Source organism: Levilactobacillus spicheri DSM 15429 (genome assembly GCF_001435095.1).
In the GTDB taxonomy this organism is placed as follows: Bacteria; Bacillota; Bacilli; order Lactobacillales; family Lactobacillaceae; genus Levilactobacillus; species Levilactobacillus spicheri.
On sequence record NZ_AZFC01000015.1, the window covers coordinates 151,297 to 173,754 of the forward strand.

Annotated in this window: 20 protein-coding genes; 10 read left to right on the plus strand and 10 right to left on the minus strand. The window is 55.4% G+C overall.

The window, feature by feature from the left end; genetic code table 11:
* The first annotated feature begins 22 nt into the window (after positions 1-22).
* Together FD37_RS04560 and FD37_RS04565 are read left to right on the plus strand one after the other, a co-directional pair.
* The gene (locus tag FD37_RS04560; RefSeq protein ID WP_056963777.1) at positions 23-1,642 is read left to right on the plus strand and encodes an ATP-binding protein; all 1,620 of its coding nucleotides are present in this window, start codon (positions 23-25) and stop codon (positions 1,640-1,642) included.
* A complete protein-coding gene (locus FD37_RS04565) occupies positions 1,623-2,336 on the plus strand; it encodes a response regulator (protein ID WP_056963778.1) in 714 nt (237 codons plus the stop codon). Before FD37_RS04560 ends, FD37_RS04565 begins: the two co-directional genes overlap by 20 nt.
* Positions 2,337-2,391: 55 nt before the next feature.
* Here FD37_RS04565 and FD37_RS04570 read toward each other — a convergent pair whose 3' ends face one another.
* From FD37_RS04570 to FD37_RS04590, 5 genes are all read right to left on the minus strand, one after another.
* Positions 2,392-2,925: a GNAT family N-acetyltransferase gene (locus tag FD37_RS04570; protein ID WP_056963780.1), complete on the minus strand. Its 534-nt coding sequence runs from the start codon at positions 2,923-2,925 to the stop codon at positions 2,392-2,394.
* A gap of 209 nt (positions 2,926-3,134) precedes the next feature.
* A complete protein-coding gene (locus tag FD37_RS04575; RefSeq protein ID WP_056963782.1) occupies positions 3,135-3,998 on the minus strand; it encodes a zinc ribbon domain-containing protein in 864 nt (287 codons plus the stop codon).
* Between the two features lie 12 nt (positions 3,999-4,010).
* Positions 4,011-5,465, minus strand: a complete 1,455-nt coding sequence (locus FD37_RS04580) for a zinc ribbon domain-containing protein (RefSeq protein WP_056963784.1) — start codon at positions 5,463-5,465, stop codon at positions 4,011-4,013.
* Between the two features lie 21 nt (positions 5,466-5,486).
* Positions 5,487-5,927 (minus strand): zinc ribbon domain-containing protein, encoded by a 441-nt coding sequence (locus tag FD37_RS04585; RefSeq protein WP_052957223.1) that lies wholly within the window; start codon positions 5,925-5,927, stop codon positions 5,487-5,489.
* A gap of 429 nt (positions 5,928-6,356) precedes the next feature.
* Positions 6,357-7,442, minus strand: a complete 1,086-nt coding sequence (locus FD37_RS04590) for a TcaA second domain-containing protein (protein WP_056963786.1) — start codon at positions 7,440-7,442, stop codon at positions 6,357-6,359.
* Between the two features lie 238 nt (positions 7,443-7,680).
* On the opposite strand from FD37_RS04590, the gene FD37_RS04595 reads away from it, so the two are divergent.
* The 3 genes from FD37_RS04595 to FD37_RS04605 are packed head-to-tail and all read left to right on the plus strand — an operon-like array spanning position 7,681 to position 10,665.
* Entirely contained in the window at positions 7,681-8,346 is a 666-nt protein-coding gene (locus tag FD37_RS04595; RefSeq protein ID WP_056963788.1) for a TetR/AcrR family transcriptional regulator, read from the plus strand.
* Positions 8,333-10,129, plus strand: coding sequence for a translation elongation factor 4 (lepA, locus tag FD37_RS04600; RefSeq protein ID WP_056963790.1), 1,797 nt, complete (start codon positions 8,333-8,335; stop codon positions 10,127-10,129). Before FD37_RS04595 ends, lepA begins: the two co-directional genes overlap by 14 nt.
* A 41-nt stretch (positions 10,130-10,170) precedes the next feature.
* The gene (locus FD37_RS04605; RefSeq protein WP_056963791.1) at positions 10,171-10,665 is read left to right on the plus strand and encodes a GNAT family N-acetyltransferase; all 495 of its coding nucleotides are present in this window, start codon (positions 10,171-10,173) and stop codon (positions 10,663-10,665) included.
* 48 nt (positions 10,666-10,713) lie between these two features.
* On the opposite strand, the gene FD37_RS04610 is transcribed toward FD37_RS04605, so the two are convergent.
* Positions 10,714-11,178 (minus strand): NUDIX hydrolase, encoded by a 465-nt coding sequence (locus FD37_RS04610; protein ID WP_056963794.1) that lies wholly within the window; start codon positions 11,176-11,178, stop codon positions 10,714-10,716.
* A 628-nt stretch (positions 11,179-11,806) separates the two neighbouring features.
* On the opposite strand from FD37_RS04610, the gene FD37_RS04615 reads away from it, so the two are divergent.
* A complete protein-coding gene (locus FD37_RS04615; RefSeq protein WP_056963796.1) occupies positions 11,807-12,949 on the plus strand; it encodes a MucBP domain-containing protein in 1,143 nt (380 codons plus the stop codon).
* Between the two features lie 25 nt (positions 12,950-12,974).
* A complete protein-coding gene (locus FD37_RS04620; protein ID WP_045807627.1) occupies positions 12,975-13,433 on the plus strand; it encodes a nucleoside 2-deoxyribosyltransferase in 459 nt (152 codons plus the stop codon).
* Between the two features lie 114 nt (positions 13,434-13,547).
* Here FD37_RS04620 and FD37_RS04625 read toward each other — a convergent pair whose 3' ends face one another.
* Complete coding sequence (locus tag FD37_RS04625; RefSeq protein ID WP_056963798.1) at positions 13,548-14,429, minus strand: helix-turn-helix domain-containing protein; 882 nt, start codon at positions 14,427-14,429, stop codon at positions 13,548-13,550.
* A 226-nt stretch (positions 14,430-14,655) separates the two neighbouring features.
* Here FD37_RS04625 and FD37_RS04630 point away from each other — a divergent pair, with 226 nt between their 5' ends.
* The 3 genes from FD37_RS04630 (at position 14,656) to FD37_RS04640 (ending at position 18,447) form a co-directional block, all read left to right on the plus strand.
* Entirely contained in the window at positions 14,656-16,707 is a 2,052-nt protein-coding gene (locus FD37_RS04630; protein WP_056963800.1) for a glycoside hydrolase family 31 protein, read from the plus strand.
* A 79-nt stretch (positions 16,708-16,786) separates the two neighbouring features.
* Entirely contained in the window at positions 16,787-16,987 is a 201-nt protein-coding gene (locus tag FD37_RS04635; RefSeq protein WP_056963802.1) for a hypothetical protein, read from the plus strand.
* Positions 16,988-17,037: 50 nt separating this feature from the next.
* Complete coding sequence (locus tag FD37_RS04640) at positions 17,038-18,447, plus strand: MFS transporter (protein ID WP_056963805.1); 1,410 nt, start codon at positions 17,038-17,040, stop codon at positions 18,445-18,447.
* A gap of 159 nt (positions 18,448-18,606) precedes the next feature.
* On the opposite strand, the gene FD37_RS04645 is transcribed toward FD37_RS04640, so the two are convergent.
* The 3 genes from FD37_RS04645 to FD37_RS04655 all read right to left on the minus strand — a co-directional run bounded on the left by FD37_RS04645 (position 18,607) and on the right by FD37_RS04655 (position 22,058).
* The gene (locus tag FD37_RS04645) at positions 18,607-18,891 is read right to left on the minus strand and encodes a helix-turn-helix domain-containing protein (RefSeq protein ID WP_056963807.1); all 285 of its coding nucleotides are present in this window, start codon (positions 18,889-18,891) and stop codon (positions 18,607-18,609) included.
* A gap of 51 nt (positions 18,892-18,942) precedes the next feature.
* Positions 18,943-19,257, minus strand: coding sequence for a type II toxin-antitoxin system Phd/YefM family antitoxin (locus FD37_RS04650; protein ID WP_056963809.1), 315 nt, complete (start codon positions 19,255-19,257; stop codon positions 18,943-18,945).
* 212 nt (positions 19,258-19,469) lie between these two features.
* Positions 19,470-22,058: a MucBP domain-containing protein gene (locus tag FD37_RS04655; protein WP_056963811.1), complete on the minus strand. Its 2,589-nt coding sequence runs from the start codon at positions 22,056-22,058 to the stop codon at positions 19,470-19,472.
* Between the last annotated feature and the right edge of the window lie 400 nt (positions 22,059-22,458).

The window sequence follows — 22,458 nt, forward strand, 5'->3', positions numbered from 1 at the left end:
TTGCTTGTAAGGGGATGGAAAGATGCAGCAGTTTAAACGCCGCTTGCCCTTTTGGGTCGTCGTCCTGGTCGTGATGACGCTTGCGATTGGCGCCTCCGTTGGTACCACGGCGCTGTTGATTCGGCACGATACGGTCGAGGCGGGGCGCAAGAGTACACAACAACAAATTTTACGGGTGGCCAAGTCGACGGCTAGGCTGGCAACGGTCAAGCGAGTCATTACCCAGTCGAATCAGGGATCTACGGAAAATTTACAGGCCTACGTCAAGCGGCTGAACCGCCACGAACAGACCGACTTTATCGTGGTCCTGAATCGCCGCACGATTCGGTTATCCCATCCCAACAGCGATGAGGTTGGTAAACCGTTTAGTTCGTCCAAGGATCCCCAGCCCGCTTTACAGGGACATACCCACTACTCACAAAAAGCGGGGGTATTGGGCCCAGAATACCGGGTTTTCTATCCGGTTCGAAACGACCGGGGAACCGTGATTGGGGTCGTTTGCGTGGGAATCACGCAACGTAATCTGGACGATCAACTACGGCGTCAAACGAAACCCATCTTAGTGGGAGGCATCATCGGCTTGATTGTGGGGGCGTTCTTGGCTTTAGGGCTGAGTTTGTATTTGCGTTATCTTCTTTTGGGGATGACGCCCCGCGAGATTGCGGAAAAGACGACCCGCCAAGCGTTAATTGATGATTCGTTGCCCGAAGGTATCATTGCCATTAACCAACGGGGCCAAATCTTAGCTGCTAATCAAGCTGCCGAACGTCTTTTTCGCACGTCACTACCAACTGGAATGACGCTATCACCGTATCTACAGGCGTTACTCTTTACACCATCGGCTGGCACGACAAGCGGTGGTGAGGTCGATTATCAAGAAAAACAGCTCTTGGTAACCATCAATCAGTTGACGGTCCGACATCGACACATTGGTCAGGTGGCTTTGATTCGAGATATGTCCGAGATTGCCGGGTTAGTCGACAAGCTCTCGGGCACGGAGCACTACATCTCATCGTTACGCGCCCAGACTCACGAGTTTATGAACCAGTTACAAGTCATCAATGGTCTTTTAGAACTGGAAGAATATCCCCGAGCATTGAGCTTTATTCAGCAGATTACCCAGACATACCATCAGGAAGTGGGCCATGTGTCTGACCACATTAAGTGGCCGGCGATGGTTGGCCTCATTCTGGGAAAGAGTAAAGAAGCTAAGGAACAACGGGTGACCTTGCTGGTGGACGAGGCATCAGCGGTTCCCCAGGTCACGATGACCAACGACGTCGAAATTCTGGTGCTGCGAATCGTCAGCAATTTACTGGATAATGCGCTGAGCGCTTGTCAGTCGGTAGCGGATGGTACGGTCACTTTAACCTTACAAACTACGGCGGATGCGCAACGATTGACCATTGTGGTGACGGATAATGGGTCAGGAATCGCGCCGGAAGTCCGGCAACAGATGTTCCAACAGGGTTACTCGACCAAGGGCAGCCATCGAGGATATGGGATGGGCCTGATTACAGCAGCGGTCAGGACCTTGTCCGGCACGTTGACCGTTCAGGACTGTGACCCGCACGGGACTAAAATGACCGTCATGGTAAACTTAACAGCGGGGGGAACGCAAGATGAAGATACTCATCATTGAAGATGATCCGATGGTTCGATTGATTAATCACCGCTTTTTGGAGCGGATTCCGGCCCTCAAAGCGGCCCAGATTACGGAATGTGAAAGTGCGGTAATGGCCAGTGACCTACCAGAGTTGCCCACCTATGACCTCGTGTTGTTGGACATGTACCTACCGAAGATGAGCGGCACCGATTTTCTGGCGGTGCTAACGCAACGGGGCTTACATCCGCAGGTCATCATGATGACCGCGGCTAATGATCAACAAACACTCCGGGATGCCGTTAACTATGGAGTGCTGGACTTTCTCATCAAGCCCTTCACGTTTGAACGGTTTGAACAGGCTCTGGCCAAATTCACACGGGTCATGGCGGTCGACCAGCAGTCGACGGTGTCCCAACAGGACCTGGATAGCTTGTTCTTGGGAGAGGCTACTGGTGAGGTTGATGACCGGCCAACGGAATTACCGAAGGGCCTGGCCAAATTATCCTTGCAGCGCATCTTGGCCACAGTGAAGACCTTAGTCACAGATTTTTCTAATCAGGACGTGGCTGACCAAACCGGTTTATCACGGGTGTCGACCAAGAAGTATCTTGACTTCTTGGTCGAGATTGGCTATCTAAAGTCGCGGGTGGTCTACCGCGGCAATGGTCGGCCGTTGACCAAGTTTTACCCCGATGCGGCCCAGCAGCAAAGCGTGAATCAGTACCTTTAAGTCTAAAAAAGGAGCAGGTCACCGTCACTTCGCGGTTACCTGCTCCTTTTGTGGCTTACAGATTCAATTCATACGCCCGCCGCGCGTTGTCCTCGTGGTTCTCGGCCGGTTCGTCGACGTAGATCTTACCCCGGTACTGGTAGCCCAGGCCGGTCACCACGGCCTGCATCCGCTTGTTCAGGTCGTGCGTGTCGATCCGGAAATTACGGATGCCGTCACGGTAGGCCTGGCTGATCAGGTTCGAGAAGAAAAAGTGGCTGAGGTGCTGGCCGCCGAAGCCGGCGCCAATCGCGATGCGGTGGACCGTGGCGTACGGGTCGCTGGTGTTTTGCCAGTCACCGTTTAAAATCTCGCGGTAGTTGGCGTCGTTACCGATGATCATGGTCGCCGTGCCGGCAATCTGGCCGTCGACCATCAGGAGCCAGCATTGTTGCGTCGAGATGTCCTGGGTCAACGTCGCGGCGTCCGGATACCCGTCCTGCCACTGGGGACTGCCATCGGCCTTAAGCTGGGCCTTGGCGTGGTCGATAATCTGCATGATGGTGGGCAGCGCAGCCTGCGTCGCCCGTTTGATATAAATTAAGCTCATTCGAAGAGCCTCCTGTGCGTCAAAGTTACCTTCTAGAATACCACGAAATGGGTGCGGGTGCCCGCCAGCGGTTAGCTGGATACGTTCGGGATGACGTCGGTATTCTCAAGCACTTTATTCTCCGAACGTCTGGTGCCGAAACGTGCACCAAAAGGCAGCTGGTTCCGCCTGACGCCGTTAATGCTTTTGTCCCACTCTCTCAGGGCTAATTACCAGCCAGCGGAGAAGCTATCACCAATTTGAGCGAAGGTGTTGCTGAGCGCCTGACCGATCAAGCCGCCGACCAGGCCACCGTAAATGGCCAGGCCGATTGCCAGGGCGATTTCCCCGATCAGAAGCAGGTAAAAGGCGTCCAAACGCGGCTGGGCCACGTCGACCACCAGGCTGTAGAGGTAGCCAACGGTGGTGACCAGGCTGGTTAACCCCAGCAAGAGGATCAGAATGCCCACCTCGCCGTAGCCGCCATTGAAGTCGACGTGCAGGAAGAAGCTGATGAGGAGTCCCAGCAGGCCGAAGCCGATGACCAGGTTCGTCAGACTGGTAAACCGGATCAGGTAGCTGGAGAACGTGGTCGCCGGGTCGTTGATACGCCGGATGCCGAACCCGATGCCCACGTAGATGAACAGGGCCAGTAAGACTACCACGAAGATCGTCAGGCACAGCCGCCAGATGATCCCGTTCAGGTTGATGGCCAGGTTCGCCGCCTGGTTGGCTGCGTTGGTCGCTTTATGCGCCAGCACGGCCACAATCAGCGTTGGGAACAGGGCCTCTAAGACCAGCGCCAGGTAGCCGAACAAAACGGGCGTCTGGAGATCCGGTTGGGCCGGGTGTTTGATGGTGGCGAGCCACCAGGCAAAGACGTTGCCGAAGAAGCGCTTGGCCCGGGCACCGGTCGATTCCGGGGTCGGTTGGAGCTGGTCCTGCGGTGCGGACTGGGTGTCGTTGGCGGCGTCGGGGGTGTCGGCCGCATCGGTCGCCGTCTTTAGCTGGTACCCACAACTGGTACAGAATTTAGCACCGGGTGCTAAGGGTTGTCCGCAGTGCGGACAGAATTTGGGTGTGTCATCGTTCATGAAAGTTGCCTCCTAATCGTTGTCGTCGTGGTAATCGTTGATCTTTTGGGCCGGCGAGATCTTGATGATCTGGTTGTTCTGATCGGCCGAACTGTCCCGGCTGGTGTCCTTGACGGTCGCCGTGTACTGGAACGTTTGGATGTGGTCGTAGTCGTAATCGTCGAGGGTGAAGTCGTACTTGACGGTGTAGGCGACCAGGCTGGTCCGGTTGGGTCCCGGCTTGATGTCCTTGATGGTCGTGGTCATGTCGGTGTAGTCGATGTCGTCGTCCTTATAGTAGCCATCGGCCATCGATTTCAACTGCTGGTACTCGGTGTTGCCGCTGCCGTTCTGGAAGAAACTGTCCAGCGCGTCGTCATTGTCATCGTCGGTGCCGTTCGCAACGTCCTGCACGGAAGAGAACAGGTTGCTGAAGAAGTCGTCGGCGTCACTCTGGTCGATGACTCCCGGGTAGTTCAGGTCGACGGACGTCCCGTCGGCGTTTTTATCGAGCAGCACGCTGTTACTCTTGGCGGTCCCGGCCGTCGAGCTGTACGTCGCCTGGATGTTCATGTTGGCCGACCACGGTTCGTTCTTCAAGGCGAAGGTCCCGCTGGAATCGGCGGATCCGATCTTCTTGCCGTTCAGGGTGATGGTCGAGGCCGGGACCGTGTTGAAGGTGACCGACACGGTCTTAAGCTCCAGGTCGTAGGTCTTGTCGCTGGTGATATGGTAGTCACTGCTGTTGGTCAGCTGGTGGCCGCCGACCTTACCGCTGGCCTGCAGGTGGTACTCCCCGGGCACCAGGGCGCCCAGCTTCTTGGTGTAGCTGTCGCTGCTGGCCGTGGCGACCGTCTTTTGGTCGAGGGTGATCACGGTCTTGGCGTGGTTGGTCGTGACCGTGGGGTAGACGGGGCTCACGCTGATCTGGTACTTGGGGAAGAGCAACCAGTGCCGGCCGGTCGACCGGTAGGCAAAGGTGCCGTCGGTGCTGCGACCGCCCGCGGCGAGCTGCTGCTTCAGGTCGCTTAGGGCCTGGGCGTGGTCACGGTAGTAGCGGTTGACCGGGGCCAGCTTACTGGCGCTCAGCTTGAGGTCGGTGCTGCTGGTGGTAAAGTCGCGGGTCAGGTGTTTGCCGCTCTGGATGTCCGCGGTGATCCGGTTCAGCGTCTCCGTGCGCGAGTAGTATTGGCCACCCCACACGACGAGGCCGATTAAAATGACGGCGACCAGGCCGCCCAGCCACCAGCGGGTTTTCTGCTTCTTCGTGAGGCGCTGCCGCCGGGGTTGGGGCGTGGGCTGGTTAGGCGTCGTCGGGGGTGTGACGGCCGAGTGATCCGGTGCCGTGGCCTGATCCGTGACCAGGTTATACCCACAGTTTTGACAAAAGGTATCGGCCGGATCGACCGGGTGGCCGCAGTGGGGACAGAAACGGGGTTGCTGGCCATCGTGGTCGTCGGCGGGCGCAGCGAAGTGAGTCATTGACATGGATGAAGCCTCCTATGTAGATTAAGCGTGGGGTGCGGCGACAATGGCCTCACCGTAAAGACAGAATTGACTGGGGTTCGTCGATTGGGGCTGCAGCGTGATGTGGTAGCAGCCATCGTAGTGCTTGGCGAGCAGCAGGGCGAACAGGTGCTTCATCAGGTCCTCCCAGGCGGCCTTCTGACCGGCCTGCGGGGCAACGGCGCTTTCGGCGAAGACCAGACCGGCGCTGCGGTAGCCCGCCGGTAATGTGGTGTCTTGGGTGATCAGGAACCGTTTGGTCTGGGCGATCTCGTCGTCGGTCAGCTCGAGGCCGGTCAGGGGAAACGACAGGTCACTGCTGTGAGGGACCATGATGTAATCGTCGGCGGCGGAGAGCTTGGCGCCACACTTCAGGCAGAAGTTTGCGTCGCCGGCGTTCTGGTACCCGCATTGGGAACAGATACGACTAATGGTTTGTTTCATATGTATTTACCATCCTTTTTTATAGGGTTATTGATTGGAGAAACTGATCGTTTCAGGCGCTTCCGGGCCGGTCGAAAAATTAGGCTGGAACGGGGTGGGCACGGCTGGGAGCCCGGAACCCAGGTCTCCCAGACCGACCTTTGTCTAAGCCGGCTGAAAAACGCCGACTAAGACAAATTTCACCCCTGAACCATTTTTCGACCGGCCCTCCAGCTCACGTGAGTGGTGAAGCGCCCTTAACGTGGTGGTCGAGGGTAACGTGGGCCAGCACCTCGTGGAACCGAAGTCACGCGCTGGCGGTTGACCAACGCACCCCGATTGACTGGCCAGTTGGACGTGGGCTACGGGACGTTGGGTACAATTCAGTGGTCAAGCAGTTTCCGGGCTAAGTCGATTTTCGACCGGCCCGGAAGCGCTGAACCCGACTACTTAATCATCATCATCGTTCGTCTCGAACTTGCCGGTCGAAGAATTGTAGACGCTGACGATGCTGTGGACCTGATCGTAGCGGAAGGTGTCGTCGTGGCGGCCGCTGTCCGCGTCGTAGGTCTTGATCTCCAGGACCTGCGGGTGGGGCTCGGATACCGTGTAGGTCTCGTCGTCGGTGTCGAACCCGTATTCATCACTGGCCGCGTCGATGGCGACCTGGGCGTCACTGGACATGTCGCTTTCGGCCTTGCCCGTCTTGGTCGTGGTGGGCCGGTCGTCCGGCGTTGGCGTCTCGCCACTGCCGCTATCGGCAGTCGTCTGCTTGGTCGTGGTTTCCTTGGTGGCCTTCGCCGCCTTGGCCGACAAGTCGATGGCCTGGTTGCGGTCTTGGCTGCCAATCAGGTTGGCGGTTTGTGAAGCCTGACTGCGGCTGCCGGAGAGCTTGAAGGTGTAGTGCCCGGGGAACAGCGGCCCGGCGGTGTAGGTGAAGTGGTCGTTCTTGGCGGTGATCACGGCCGTCTTGTTGGCCATGATGGTCGCGTTGGCCACGTTGGTGCTCAGGCGGGGATGCATGGTGGCCACCTGTAGTTTGTACACTGGCAGGACGCCCAGCGTGTGCCCGCTGGTGACCAGCTTAAAGGTGTGGTCGCGGGTCTCGCCGGAGTTTAACAGGTCGCTGCGCATGTTCTTGACGTACTGGGGATGCTTGCGGGTGTAGTCCAGGAAGGGCTGCACGGTGTCGCTGGTGATCTTGAGGCTGGGGTCGTCGCTGACCAGTTTCTTGGCCAGGTCGGTGCTCTGGTTGGCCGTGATATTGTCGGTGATCAGCGTGATCTGCTTGGGCTTGCCGGCCTGGCGGTGGTAGAAGCCGACGCCGAGGAAAATGACCACCAAAACGGCGACGGTCAGCACGCCCCAGATGAGCCGGGTGAGCCAGCTCTTGGGCCGCTTAGCCTTGGGGTGCTGACCGGCGGCTTGTCGCCGGGCTGCTGGCTTAGCGGGCGCGGATTCGAGGTCGAACCCGCAGTGCTCACAGAACCGGCTGCCGGGCGTGATGGGTTGGTGACAATTGGGACAGGTTTGCATAACGAAGCTCCTTTACAGAATGAATTGACTGGCAAATTGTGTGGGGGAAACACCATCCCACCTGTTGGGTGCGCAGACGAGGCACGGTTTCAACAGTTAACACAGGTTTATTATACGCTAAACCGGGGAAAGTCGATGAGCGAATTTGATGAATTAATTGACAAGTGAGCGCTGGGTGGCGTAAACTACGTCTATCCAAAAATGACTAATGGTCAATTTTAAAACGGAGGTGCTGCGCATGGCCAATATCAAAACGGACGCCCAGAAGCGGGCCAAGGCGGATCAGATTGCCGCGGCGGCCTGGCAACTCTTCGAACACCACGGGTTCAACGACATTTCAATGGCGATGATCGCCGAGCGCGCTGGGGTGGCGAAGGGGACGCTCTTCAACTACTACGAGACCAAGGAAAATATCTTCATGACCCTCTTGCTGACGGGCTACCGGACCTACTTCGACCAGCTGACCCGCCAGTTCGCCCAGGGGCCGCGCCTGACGCCGGCCGCGCTGACCGCGGAACTACTGCGCGAGACCACCCAGCTGATTCGGCAACACGGGACGTTGGTGCGGTTGAACGCCTTACGGGGACCGGTCCTCGAAGCCCGGGCAGACCAGGCCCAGACGCTGGCCGAACGGCAGGCCCTCTACGCGACCAGCCACACGCTGGGGGCGACGATCGCGGCCAAGGTTCTCGGGCTCACGGCCCACACGGCCAGTCACCTATTCATCGTGCAAAGCGCCGTCATCAGTGGTCTGATGAACCTGGCGGGACTGGATGAATTCAACCAACACCCGCTGACGGTGGACTTTCCGGACTTCCAGGTCGACCTGGAACGGGAGTCGTGTCAGCTATTCGGTAGTTATCTCACCCAATTATTCAAGGAGGACTCGCATGCAACCCAGTAATATCCGTAACTTTGCCATCATCGCCCACATCGATCACGGCAAGTCCACGCTGGCCGACCGCATCATGGAGCAGACGGCGACCGTGAGCCAGCGGGAGCGCCAAGACCAGCTCCTCGACGACCTGGCCGTCGAACGGGCCCACGGTGTGACGGTCAAGTCCCGCACCGTGCGGAACTTTTACCAGGCCGAGGACGGCCAAGAGTACGAGTACAACCTCATTGACACCCCCGGCCACGTCGATTTCACCTATGAGGTCTCGAAGAGCCTGGCCGCCAGTGACGGCGCCATCCTCTTGGTCGACGCGACCCAGGGGGTGCAGGCCCAGACGGTCGCGAACCTGCGCCTGGCCCGGGAGAACCAACTCGTGGTGATCCCGGTCATCAACAAGATCGATGCGGCCGCCGCGGACGTCGACCGGACGACCCAGCAGATCCGTGCCTTGGGCGGCGACCTTGCCACGGCCACCATTTATCGCATCTCGGCTAAGACCGGGTTGGGGGTGCACGCCGTGATGGAGGCCATTCGCACCACCATTCCGGCGCCCAGTGGTCGGGCCACGGCCCCGCTCAAGGCCCTGGTCTTTGACTCCCAGTACGATGCCTTCAAGGGCATCATCGCGGCGGTCCGGGTCGTCGACGGTCAGTTGACCGCGCAGGAACCCTTACGCCTGATGGCCCACAACCAAGCGCTCACGGCAAAGGAGATCGGTGTGTTGGCACCCAACCGCACGGCCACGGCCCGCTTGGGGGTCGGCGAGGTCGGGTACGTGATCACCGGATTCAAGGATCCGCACGCGTTGCGCGTTGGCGATACCCTGACCAGTGCGACCACCCCCACGGCGACCGCGCTGCCGGGGTACCAGCCGGCCCAATCGGTGGTCTACGCGGGCTTCTACCCGCAGGGGGACCACTACCGGGACCTCCAGCTGGCCGTAGAAAAGCTGGCGCTGAACGACTCGTCGTTCCATTACCGCGCGGAGACCTCGGACGCGTTAGGCCCCGGGTTTCGCTGCGGGTTCCTCGGAATCTTTCACCTGCAGATCATTCGGGAACGGCTCCACGACGAGTACGGCCTGGACGTGCTGACGACGGCGCCGAACGTGACGTACCGGGTCCACGTGGCCCGCGAGACGGACCCAGTGGTGGTCGACAACCCCATCAAGTTCCCCGACTTTTCACAGATCGAGTGGGTCGAGGAACCGCTGGCCCAAGCGACCATCACCACCACCAGCGACACATTGAGTGCGGTGATGAAGCTGGCCGAACAACACCAGGGGACGTTGGAAGACATGGCGAATCAGGGTGACCTGATCGTTTTGACCTACCAACTACCGTTTTCGGAGATCGCCTACGACTTCTTTAACACCCTGAAGTCGGTCTCCCACGGGTACGCCACGCTGACCACCGAGTTGGCGGGATACGCGCCGGCCGACGTGGTGAAGATCGAGGTGCACGTCAACTACGCCCGGGTGGACGCCTTATCCTTCGTGGTGCACCGCCAGGATGTCGCGCGGGTCACCCAGGCCTTGGTCCACCAGCTGAAAACCGTGATTCCACGCAAGCTGTACCCGATGCCGGTCCAGGCCGTGGTCGAGGGCAAGGCGGTCGCCAGGGTGGACGTCCCGCCACTGCGCAAGAACGCCGCGGTGAATGGCGAGCAGCGCAGTACCTCCAAGAAGCAGGCCCTGTTGCGCCGCCAAAGCAAGAACAAGCGCCAGGCCAGCCACAGCGAGATTGAGTTGCCCCAGGCTGTCTTCAATGCGGTCTTGGACCTCGAACGGTAGGGGTGTTTCACGTGAAACAAACACTTGTAGGAGGTGGGGACATGCTAGACATTCGACCGGCCACCGCGGCGGACGTGGCGGCCATCGCCCGCGTCCACGCGGCCAGTTGGCGGCAGACCTATCGGGGAAAATTACCGGCGGCCAGTTTGGCCCAGCGCGATGAGGCGTTTCGCCGGCAACAATGGGCCCGGCTGTACCGCCAGGACCACGTCTTGGTCGCCCTGGTGGCTGACCAGGTCGTGGGGTTCGTGGCGGGTGGGGCTCAGCGGAGTCATTCCGCGCTGGCGTCCCGGTATCCGGGCGAGGTCTATGGCCTCTACGTAGCGCCCACTTGTCAGCACCAGGGAGTGGGTTGGCGCCTGTTGACCGCGAAACGCCGCGCGTTGGGGACGGCCGTGACGCTCGACTGTCTGGCGACCAACCAGGTGGCCCTGGCCTTTTACCACCGGCAGGGCGGACGCGACCTGCAAACGGGCGTGTACCGGGCGAATCGGCAAACTTTTGCGACCACCGTTCTCGGTTTTCCAACACTATAATAAAAAAAGAAGCGATCCGCCAATCTGTGCGGGTCGCTTCTTTGCGGTTTAATCGAGATGTTCCTGGCAGTACCGCCGACCGGCCGCCAACATGTCGGCCGTCTGCTGATTCAACAGGGGTGGCAGGTCGTCGAACGAGAAGTACTGGAGATCCAGCGTCTCGTCGGTCGCGTGGTCCAGCTGATGGCCGCCAGTGGGGCGCACCAGGTAAAGCCGCGAGATCACCTGGGCCTGGTCGCCGTTGGGGTAGGTGGTGTAGCCCTGGTCGAAAAGGCCCAGCGGTTGCACGATGGCGACGTCGAGGCCGGCGTCTTCCTTGTACTCGCGGATGCAGGCCTGGTCGAACGTTTCGCCGTACTCCAGGTAGCCGCCCGGTAGGCTCCAGTTGTGGGTGTCGGTCCGGAGATTCAACAGGACCTGTTGCCGATCGTTGAGCAGTATCCCGCCACTGGCGTTGAGAATGATGGGTTTGTGCCCCACCAGTGCCCGGATTTCTTGAATATAGTTTGCCATGAGATCCCCCGCTTTCGGTCAAGTTGCCTCTATTCTACCGCAACGGCCGGGCGTTGGGGAACTGCTCGGGATGTCGATGCTATAAACCGGCATCGTACCACTAGTATCAATCGTCTTGGGAGTCATCAGCGAACCACGCTTTCAGGGCGTCTTTGTCCGTCAGGTCGTCGACAGGAAGTTGCTGTGCCATGCGTTGAATTTCCAGCATGGCTTTTGGGCATCACTCAACTTAACGTCAAAGGGGACCGCTCCGTCAGCGACGATACGCTTGAGTAAGCCCCATCGTACTTAGAATGGCGCGGGCTTGATCTGACAACGCGCTATCAATGGTTAGGGACACCATCTTTTTAGTCGGTTCTTGGGGTTGCATGAACTCATCTCTTCCTATGCAACTCCCCTGAATGATACGCTGAAGTCAGGCAGAAATCTCCTGATTGCCATCAGGCATCTGAATCCCGGCAACGGTGCTTGGGTGTGACAAAATTTTGCTGAATGAGCCATTTTGAGGGCCGCTAAAAGGTTAGTTAATTTACAAATAGTCGCAATAGCCCCTGCACAATCAGTTGATGGTAGCATCGAGTCAGGATGTGAATGACTAACAGCTAAAAAATTTGGAGGCGACGGAATCATGAAGGGGACGGGGATTCGAATCTTGATGACGGTGAGCGTGGGTCTGCTGGGAATCGGGGGACTGGCGCCGGCCCGGGCGGCGACCACCGCAGTTCAGCGCCGGGCGATGCCGACCGTGACGCTGGCCACGGCGACCACGACCACCCAGCGGCCGATTTTGGAACAGTGGCCGCAAACGCTGAGTACGCAACAGCTAAATACGCCCGCGACCATGGACAAGCTGAGCGAGCGGCTGCCGAGCACGATTGACGATGGCCTGCTCCAGCGGGTCCTGACTACGCCGCTGCCGGCCACGACCAGTGAGTTATTGGCTACGTTTGTGACCCAGCAAGCCACGGCCATGGGGAAAACGACCACCACGTCCCAGTTACGCCGGGAACTGGTGACCCAGAGCTACCTCAACGCGTGGCTGTTGAGTCGGGTCAGCCGCTATCAGGCGGGGGCCTTGTCGTTTAGCGACCTGCAGCAGGCCTACCGGGCGCAGGTACGGCCTCGGTTAGGCACGGTCTACCAGGTTCAACCGGTGGCGCAAAAGACGCTGGTGGCCCGGTATGACCAGATGTTTGCCAGCGAGGTGACGTTCACCGGGCTGGCCGTCCCGAACCTGTACGAACCGCTGGTTGAGCGGTACGGCGTCACGACCCAGTCGGTCCGGCAACTGGCGGCCATCGATCCGGCTAAGACCGCGCAACGGGTCCAAACCCAGCTGAACGCGCCGCTGGCCAGCTACCTGACCACCACGCGCCAGGGCACGACGCTGGCGGGGACGGTCACCATGGCCTTGGCGGTGCTGCGCGGTGCGGTCGCCGCGCCCGTGCCACCGGTGACGAACCTGGGCCAACTGACCGCCCGTTACGTGACGGCGCAGGGTAAGGCGTTGGCCACGGTTACCCGGACGGGGTTGGTCGGCCAAGCCGTGACGCCGCCCCTCAAGACGTTTACCGGTTACCGGCTCCAGCAAACCACGGGGCAACGGACCAGTCGGTTGACGGCGGCCCCGCGGACGGTGACCTACACCTACGTCAAGGCGCGGCGGTCCCAAGCGGCAGGGGCGCCGATGCTGGGCGTGCCGGCGTCAAGGGCCACCTCCTCTCAGATGAGTCTGGCGTTCCGGCCGGATTTGGCGTATCCTTTAGCCTAATCAGCTAAGAGGAGAGTGGTCACACATGGCAACACGCGTACACGCAACACACCCCCAGGTCTACTTGGCGGGCCCTTGGTTCACGGCCGGCGAACCGGAACGTTTAGCCGCCCTGGAGAACCTGATGAACGAGCTCGGAATCAGCTACTACTCGCCCCGACTCGACGGCATCGACCTGACGCCCGACGCGACGGATGCCGACCGGCAAGCCGTCTTTGACGACAATACGGCCCACCTGAAGGCCGCCAAGCTGGTCCTGGCGGTGGTCGACGATAACGACACCGGGACCATCTGGGAGACGGGGATGGCGTACGGCCGGGAGATTCCCATCGCCTACTACGCCGAGACCTTGAAGGACGGCCAGACGTTCAACGTGATGTTGGCCAATTCGGCGGTCGCTGTCCTGCAGGACCTGGCACAGGCCCGGGCCTACCTGACCGACCCCACGTCCGGGGATTTCACGTACCACGGGGCAATTCGTTAAGTGCAGAAAAGACATTCGATTGATTTCAATCGGATGCCTTTTTGTTTTGACCAAGTAACCTTCCCGTTCGATTCCTCATGGGCAAATACAAAGGTGTAGTCGTAAGGTGACAGATTAGGGTTTAGGAATTGTTGGATCAACTTCGATGTTATTCAAATAGGTTTTAGCATAAGAGTTTCTGAATTGGGTCGGAGTAAGTGACGTCATATTTTTAAAGACACGAAGGAAGTACTTCTCATTACGAAAACCGAGTTCGAGAGACACGGTTTTGACTGATTTGTCGGTCGTGAGTAGTAACTCCTGGGCCTGGTTAATCTTGATTGAATTAATAAAGTGAATCGTCGTGACACCCTCATACAGCTTAAAGAGTCGGGTGAGATAGACCGGTGTCATCTGAAATTCGGCAGCAATTTGGGCAACAGTGAGATTTTCATGGCTATGGATGCGAATCCAATTCTTGATTAATTCGAAACGACTGGAGGACTTGGGGGCAGGATGAATGGTCGCGATGAATTGACGAGAGACTTCAATTAGGATACTGGAAACAAAGTAGTTCGTTGCCAACTGTGAGGAGCTTTTATCATTGGCACTATCGAGTAGTTGACGAATAAGTAAGGCGACGCGTTCAAAATTCTTAGGAATAAATTGCTGCGGCAAGGTTACCTCGTTTTCGTTCCCCGCTAAGTTAACGGTATAGGACGTGGTTACCGTTCCGTTGGGAAAAAAGTGCATCCAATAATAGACCGTGCCGTTGGGAGAATCGCGGTATCCGAAATGGCGAATGTATGGTGGAATGAGTAAGCAATCATGTTCAGAAAGGGCGTACTGAACCGTTCCGATTTGGATAAAGGCGGCGCCAGACAGCATAATAAAGAGCTCATAGTCCCCGTCGTTCGTAATGTCTTTATGACGCCAACCAGCGTCAGCGAAATATTGACCGGCCTTAAAAAATTTGACGGGATCGTATAATGAAAATTTGTATACTTTTTTATTCATAATAGATACCTTCACTTTTGATATAGAGACCTTTGTGCTCATTTTATTAGTTTTTAGCGTGTCTGTAAAGCGCTAACATTAGTAGTTGTAAGCGCTTACTAGAAATGCTAATGAATCACTGATCAGAATAACGTCGATTGGTTTGACGACCCTTCGGAAGACTGATGATGCAGATGGAACCCATCATTTTTGGAAAATAAGTCATACATAAAAAGGAGCGATCATGATGATTTATGAAGACAATAATTGTTTGTACTTGAGAAACGGCCATGAATTATTAGAAGTTAAGCCTTGGGGAAAAAACAGTTTTCGGGTTCGTAGTAGTAAATACACCACCTACACAGGACGGGATAACGCCTTGAGTGAACCCGTAGCGACCCAGCAGGCGGTTGTGACGGTAGACGATGGAAAGCGTAAAGGAGCGATTACCAATGGTAATTTGACTGCCAAAATTGACGCTTTCAAGAATCTTAGCTTTTATAACCAAAAAGGTGAGTTGCTCTTGAAGGGCTACCAGCGGAACCGAGTTGGGGACATGTCTGCAGGCGTTGATGAGGAGACGGTTCAACATTTTAACAGCGCCTTGAACATTGATTCACGCGAATTCAGACCAATCTTAGGCGGTGACTTTGAACTTAAAGCAAGGTTTGAATCAGATCCGCATGAAAAACTGTTTGGGATGGGGCAGTACCAACAAGACTTTTTAAACTTGAAGAATGCTAAATTGGAGTTGGCTCACCGAAACTCGCAGGCAAGTGTGCCCTTTGTGCTCTCCAGTAAAGGGTACGGTCTGCTTTGGAACAACCCCGCCATCGGGGATGTCAACTTTGCGAAGAACATGACGGAGTGGCATGCATTATCGACAAAGGAACTAGATTATTGGGTAACTTGTGGCGACCAGCCGAGTGAGATTGAAGAACAATACGCCGCGGTCACTGGTAAAGTACCGATGATGCCGGACTTTGCCATGGGTTACTGGCAATGCAAGTTACGTTACCGGACGCAAGAAGAGTTGTTGGAAGCGGCACGAGAGTTTAAGCGGCGACATTTACCGATTAGCGTGATTGTGATTGATTACTTCCACTGGCCTAAGTCCGGCGAATTCACGTTTGATGAAGAGTACTGGCCAAATCCAGATCAGATGATTAAAGAGCTGCACGGCATGGGTATCAAGCTGATGGTATCCGTATGGCCAACCATCGATGAAACCAGTTCACACTACCAAGAAATGGACGAAAAGGGATACTTGGTTCAAACCGAACGAGGCGTTCCGATTACCATGAACTTCCTGGGCAATAACGGCTTTGTCGACTTCACCAACCCCGATGCTCAAAACTATATTTGGCAATTACTAAAGAAGAATTACCAGGATAAGGGTGTTGATTTGTTCTGGCTAGATGAAGCCGAACCAGAATACACGGTTTACGACTTTGATAATTATCGTTATTCTAACGGGACTAATCTGCAAATTGGGAATACCTATCCGGTCGACTATGCTAAGGCAATTTATGATGGCCAGAAGGCAAGTGGTAAGGAAAACGTGATTAACTTGGTTCGTTGTGCTTGGGCAGGCAGTCAAAAGTATGGCGCATTAGTCTGGTCGGGTGATATTGATTCAAGTTTTCAATCTTTGCGGAACCAGTTAGCAATTGGACTCAACATGGGAATTGCAGGCATTCCTTGGTGGACAACCGATATTGGTGGTTTCCATGGGGGAGTTGACGATGATGAGAACTTCCGGGAATTAGTAACGCGTTGGTTTGAATTTGCGACATTCTGTCCGGTCATGCGAATGCATGGGGATCGTGAACCGCATACCGTTCCACTTAGCTCGGTTGGTGGTGGAAAGATGCCATCGGGTGGTCCTACTGAACCGTGGGCGTACGGGGATCAAGCGTATGGCATTATGAAGAAGTACATGACGTTGCGTGAAAATCTCAAGGACTATATCCGGGTTCAAATGCAGGCGGCTCATGAAAAAGGCACACCAGTCATTCGACCACTTTTCTATAACTACAGCCAAGACGAAGCGGCCTGGTCGGTGGAAGACGAATTCCTGTTTGGTGATTCGATTTTGGTCGCTCCCGTATTACATGAAAAGTCTGCACAACGAGACGTTTACTTACCAGCAGGGAATAGTTGGGTTGATGCCATGACGGGTGCCGTGTTGCCAGGGGGTCAAACGATTAGTGCGCAAACACCAATCAATGAAATTCCAGTTTACATTCGGCAATCGGTTGCTGAAGAGTTATTGCCAGCGTTTGAAGCCTTAAAGTAAAAAGGACGAATTGGTGATTGTCATTAGGGACTGTTTACTAGAAATGACGATTAAACATTAAAGGAAAGGAACGTCGACAATGAAATTATTTGGAAAGTTATTTGCGAGTCAGTCGATTCTTTCGTGGATTCTGCAGATTATCTTTATTGGATTGGCGTGGAAGGTTGCTGATCACACCATTCCCAACAATCTCATGACGATTATTGGCGGAACAGTGTTTATGATCGTAATTTATGTGAGCTTGGCCCACGACAGTCAAAAAAGAATTTCAGATAAGTAAGGCACGTCATGCGTGTCATTGCATACGTAATGTAAATGGAGGTTTTTAAAATGAGTTCGAATAATACGGACCAAAACGTTGCTGCTGCTCAGGCAATGCTTGCCAGCGACAAATTACCATTTCACAGAAAATTGACGTATGGGTTCACCGACATGGCAGGGAATTTGCTGTATACGTTGGTTGGCTCCTACATGCTGTACTTCTTCACCAACGTTTTTGGACTAGCGGTGGGGACCGCCGGGGCGTTACTCCTCTTAGGACGGTTTATCGATGCCTTGGGGGCGCCTGTCATGGGGGTCTTGGTCGATCACACGCATAGTAAATACGGGAAAAACCGACCGTGGTTCCTTTGGATGGCATTGCCATTCACCATTTCGGTTTGGTTGCTGTTTACAACTCCTTCGCTGGGTGGTACGGCAAAAATCATCTATGCCGGGGCAATGTACATCATTGCAGAATTAACCTACACGGCGTTGTCGACGCCCATCACGTCCGTTTTACCGAACCTTTCAGCCAATTCTGACGAGCGGACCTCAGCCAACTCAATTCGGATGGTCTTAGGGAATGTTGGGAACTTCTTTGCCGTCACGTTTGTGATGCCATTGGCGTCGGTACTGGGAAATGGTAATGAACGGCGTGGTTGGTCCTTGGCCGTTGGGTTGTATGCGGTTATCGCGTTTATTGTTTTAATGATTGCTTTCTTGGATATGCGCGAAAAGAATATCGGTGAAGAAAAGATTGTGACGATTCGAGAAAGTCTTAAGGCCACTAAAAATAACTGGCCATGGGTCTTGATCGTTGCGGCAAACTTACTATTGTGGACGGCTTATTCCGCACGTAACGCGGCGTTACCGTATTACTTCCAATACAATCTGGGTAATAAAAACTTGATTTCAATTTTTAATGGATTTTCCATTATTCAAATATTGGGAATGGCCTCAGTCCCCTTTGTTGTTAAGTACTTACATAAATGGGGAACGACAATCTTGATGTTGGCCATGACTATGGTGGGACAAGTCTGGATTGGAATGGCAGGAACCAACGTCACCTCAGCGTTAATTGGTTGGAGTCTGGCCTGCATTGGTTCCGGTTCGGCGATGACCATGTTCTTCTCGATGGTCGGCGATACCGTTGATTTTGGTGAATGGAAAAACGGCATTCGAGCCAATGGGTTCTTAACTGCCATGGGTGCGTCGTTCTGTATCCAGATGGGATCGGGGATTGGGTCCTTCATTGCTGCAAGAATTCTGGCAGCATTTGGATTTACGGCAGCCAAAGCGGTTCAAACGGCTGAAAGTTTATCTGCCATTAACTTCACGTTTATTTGGGTTCCCGTGATTGTTTATGCATTTAGCGCACTGTGTATGGTCTTCTACCGTAAGTGGGAAAAGCATGAACCAGTCGTAACTGAAGAATTAGCCGAACGGCGGGTTCAAGAAGAAGCGCCAACCGCTGAATAGTGAGTTGAAGTGGGGGAGCGTAAGCAAATAACTAAGCTAAAATTGAATCATGGGTTTTAAGCACCATATGATGAAACGAAAGCGGATCTGGGACTTGTCCCAGGTCTTTTTTAATGCCGATGGGCAAAAAAGACTCAGCTGGTTAGCTGAGTCTGACTCTTAAGGACGTGGTTCCAAGCTCACGGTGACTTTGAGGCCTAAGCCACCGGCGGCACGCTGTAAAGTCCTTAACGGGACCTCGTTTCCCTGCTCGATTTGACCGATGACGTCAGCGGTGAGCCCCACCTTTTGGGCCAACTGCTGGCGCGATAGGTCGGCTGTTTGGCGGGCTTGATACAGCTGGTAGCCCACGTCAAACTTCACGCTGGCCGCTTCAAAGAGCTGGCGTTCCTGCGGATCCTTTAACCGATCATTTAAATAGTCGTCAAATAAAATAGTCGTCATCATTGCCTCCTGGAGGGTGGTCGTTGCGCAACAAGAATCACGGGTCATAAGCTACTCCCAGCCATCCTGCGGGTTGATTTTGGGTTGAGCATTCGCTAAGGCGTGGCCGCAAACTGGTTCATCGGTACAGGTTGGACCACCGTGACTTTTACGTGCCAACGCTTCTAAGTCAAACAGCTGGTCTTGCAGGTCTTCTTTTTTCTTCACGAGGTTCTCATAACCAGTAACCGATAGAACCACGCTAGCTGGCGTAGTGTGGTTAAGGATGTAAATGCCAGTATCAGCGGCTTGAGCTTGCTCAAAGACCGCTTGGGGTGACCGTTTTAAATCATTGATAGTGCGCGTGGGGACCTCTAAATGCTTCATTTACTCAGCTCCCTTTGGGTACATAATATAGCATCTCTTAACTCCCTTTAAAAGTCATCGATATCACTCAAAAAACGGGTTCTGAGGGAAGGGGGACGGCGCAGAAATCACGGCCCCCATGTTTCTAGCCGGGAACCTGATCCTTTGGTCGTTCTGCTAAACTTAGCGACAAAAAACAGCCGCTCCCGACCAGGAGCGACTGCTGTGAAAGGTTATGACTTCCGTTTCCGGAAGAGGAGGGCGCCTAAACTGGTGAAACCGAGGAGGATCCAACCGACGGCGCTGGTCGACCGGTGTTGCTCGTTGGTCTGTGGCAGGGTCGTCGCCGCGTTCGGCGTAATGGCCGCCTTGGTCGTGGTTGGCGTTGCCTTGGCCGCGGCTGAACCGGTGTTGAGGGACGTTACCCGGCCCGGTTTGGCTGCCTGACCATTGGTGCTTGGCGTGCCAGTCGCTGCGTTACCGCCCGTAGAGAGGTCAGTATCCGGCTGGCTCGGTTGAGTGGTTGGCGGCGTTGGGGTGTCGGGATCGACCCCGTCGCCGTCCCCACCGCTGACGTCGCCACCGCCGTTGTTACCGTTGTTGCCGTTATCGCCACCGCCAGGGACTTCGCCGCCCCCGTTACCGCCGTCACCACCACCGGGGGTCTCGCCACCCCCGTTGCCACCATCGCCACCGCCGCCCGTGTTCGTTTGGACGTAGACGTAGGTGACGTCGATGTTGCCGGCGGTGTACTTGCCGCTCGCGTTGCTTGGCGTTTGGGAAACGGTGTAACCATTAATGGTGATTGGCGTGGTGGTGTAGTCCGTGCCCTCTTCGCCGCTGCTCTGGGTCGCGGTACTCAGAATATTCCCGGACGTGTCGACGTAGTGGACGGTGACGGTCCCGGTCGAGATCGGGGCGTAAACGTAGGTCACGTCGATGTTGCCCTTGGTAAAGGTCCCGCTGGCGTTGGCCGGCGTGGTGACCAGCTTGTAGCCATCGATGTCCTCGGGCGTGGTGGTGTAGGTGTCATCGATGTCCCCGGTGAGCTGATGCGGATCCTTGATGACCGTGCCGTCCTCAGTTTCGTAGTGGACGGTGACCGTGCCGGTCGTGACGTTGGCCGTGTAGACGTAGGTCACTTCCTGCGGCTGGTCGGTAAATTCACCGGTCGGGTTCCCCTGAACTTCCTTGAAGGTGTACCCGTCGAGGTCCTTTTGTTCGGTGGTGTAGGTCTCGCCGATGTGGCCGTTGTCGAGCACCACGTCGTCCGCAATCGGGTTCCCGTCCTCATCTTGGTAGTGGACGGTGACGCTGGCGGCGGTGTCGGCCAGGATATACGGTTGAACGATTGCAAACTGAACGTTGTCATTGTACAGGTATTTGCCGGTTAGGTAGTAATAGTCATCGACTGGCACCACAGTAGCGCCGTTGTATTCACCGGTAATGCCCGGCTTTTGGTCCGGAATATCGGTGAAATTCAAGCCGTTATTGCCATCGGACGTTGCAGTACCACCGTTGAAGTACCAACTGTAATAGAACTGGAAGCTAGGCGTTAACTGAACCGGTTCGCCGACTTGTTGAGCTGGGGCCAGCGCTACTTGGGTTCCATCGGCCAAGTACAACATGGCGGGGATGTGCGCAGTCCGGTCGGTTTTGCTGACGTAAACGGGTGGCAACAGGATGAACTGGTGGCCATAAGACACATCGAGGTTAGGAATGTTCTTTAGACTTGAGAAGTCCGAAATGTGGTTGAACGTCGCTTCTAACATTTTTAAGTTCGTCAGGTTGGCTAAGGGTGATACGTCGCTGACCCGGTTGTTGGAGATGTACAGGGTCTCGAGCTTGGTCAATCCAGCTAACGGAGTTAAGTCCGTCACGTCCCCGTAGTAGTACCCGGACGGGGAGTTCAATCCCGCGTTAAGCGACAGGTACGTTAAATTAACGGCGTATTCTAGCCCCTGCAATGAGTAGGATGTTTTCCCATCAATATGGGTTTCGTTGTTGGAGAGCGAATCCAGGAGTGCCATGTCTTCCTTGGTGATGTCAGCGACGCTATTCCAGGTCTTGCTCTGGCCCTTCAGTCCCTGTAAGGCCTTGAGAATCCATTGCTGGAGAAGCTTGTTCGGCATCCAATCATCAATGGTCTCATCATCCGCCGCGAATAGGACGGGCGCGCTGGTTGGAACGGCTGCCGCCCGGAAACTCGGGGCGGGCGTCGTGGTTTCGGTATCGTCCTGGGTGAGGGCATCGTTGGTGGCTTCTGCCATTGGATCGGTCGGTTCGTCACCAGTCGGTTCGGTGACGGTGTCCTCATCCGTTTCAGCATTAGTCGTGGTATCAGGCGTTTCCGGATCCGGGGTTTGGACATCATCGTTGCCAGTCGTGTCCGTGTTCGTATCTGTCCCCGTTTCGGTCGTGTCGGAACCGTCCGTTGCGTTCCCCGGCGTCACGTCGTTGCCCGTGGCCTGGTCGCCGTTGCCCGTGGTCTCGTCAGTATCGTTCGTGACGGGATCGGTGTTGGTGGTCTCCTCCGGCGTCGCTGTTTCATTACCGGTGGTCTCTTCCGGGGTGGCCGCCGGGGTCGTTTCTTCCGCCGCTGGTTCGCTGGTCTCGGTGCTCCCGGTCGTCAGGGTCACCTCTTTGGCGGGCGTGGCACTGGCGTCACTGGCTTGGGCCTGGTTGTCCGCTGCCGGGGCCTCGTTGGTGTCGGCCTGGGCCGTGGTCCCGTTCAGGGTCATGAGCGAGAGGGTCAGGGCGGCGGTGCTCAGGTATAACCAAGAACGTTTCTTAGTAACCGCTTTCATTTCTGATAAAGTCATGGATAAGCTCCTCCTTTATGGCTGGTAAAGTTCGGGTTTATGGCAAAACCAATCGAGACGAATTATTTAGTCCCATTAATTGCATTAAGCATAACATGCTTTGATTATTTAGTCCACACTACAAATGTTCAATTGTGAGTTTTAATTGGTTAATCCAATTAAATTACCATAATAACGGCTTTTATAAGAAGACTTTGAGTTAAATGAGAGACTGCTCATTTACGAACTTATGTCCGAATTTCACGGATAAATCAAAAATGAATAATTGTATACGGATGAACAAGACTAAAAAAAATCAGCTTAATGTTCGTTGCACGATAGCCGACTTCTGCACCATCGAATGGCGTCACAGCTTAATTATCGGGCGATAACAGCATAACGATCAGTGGCGGGTCCTCAG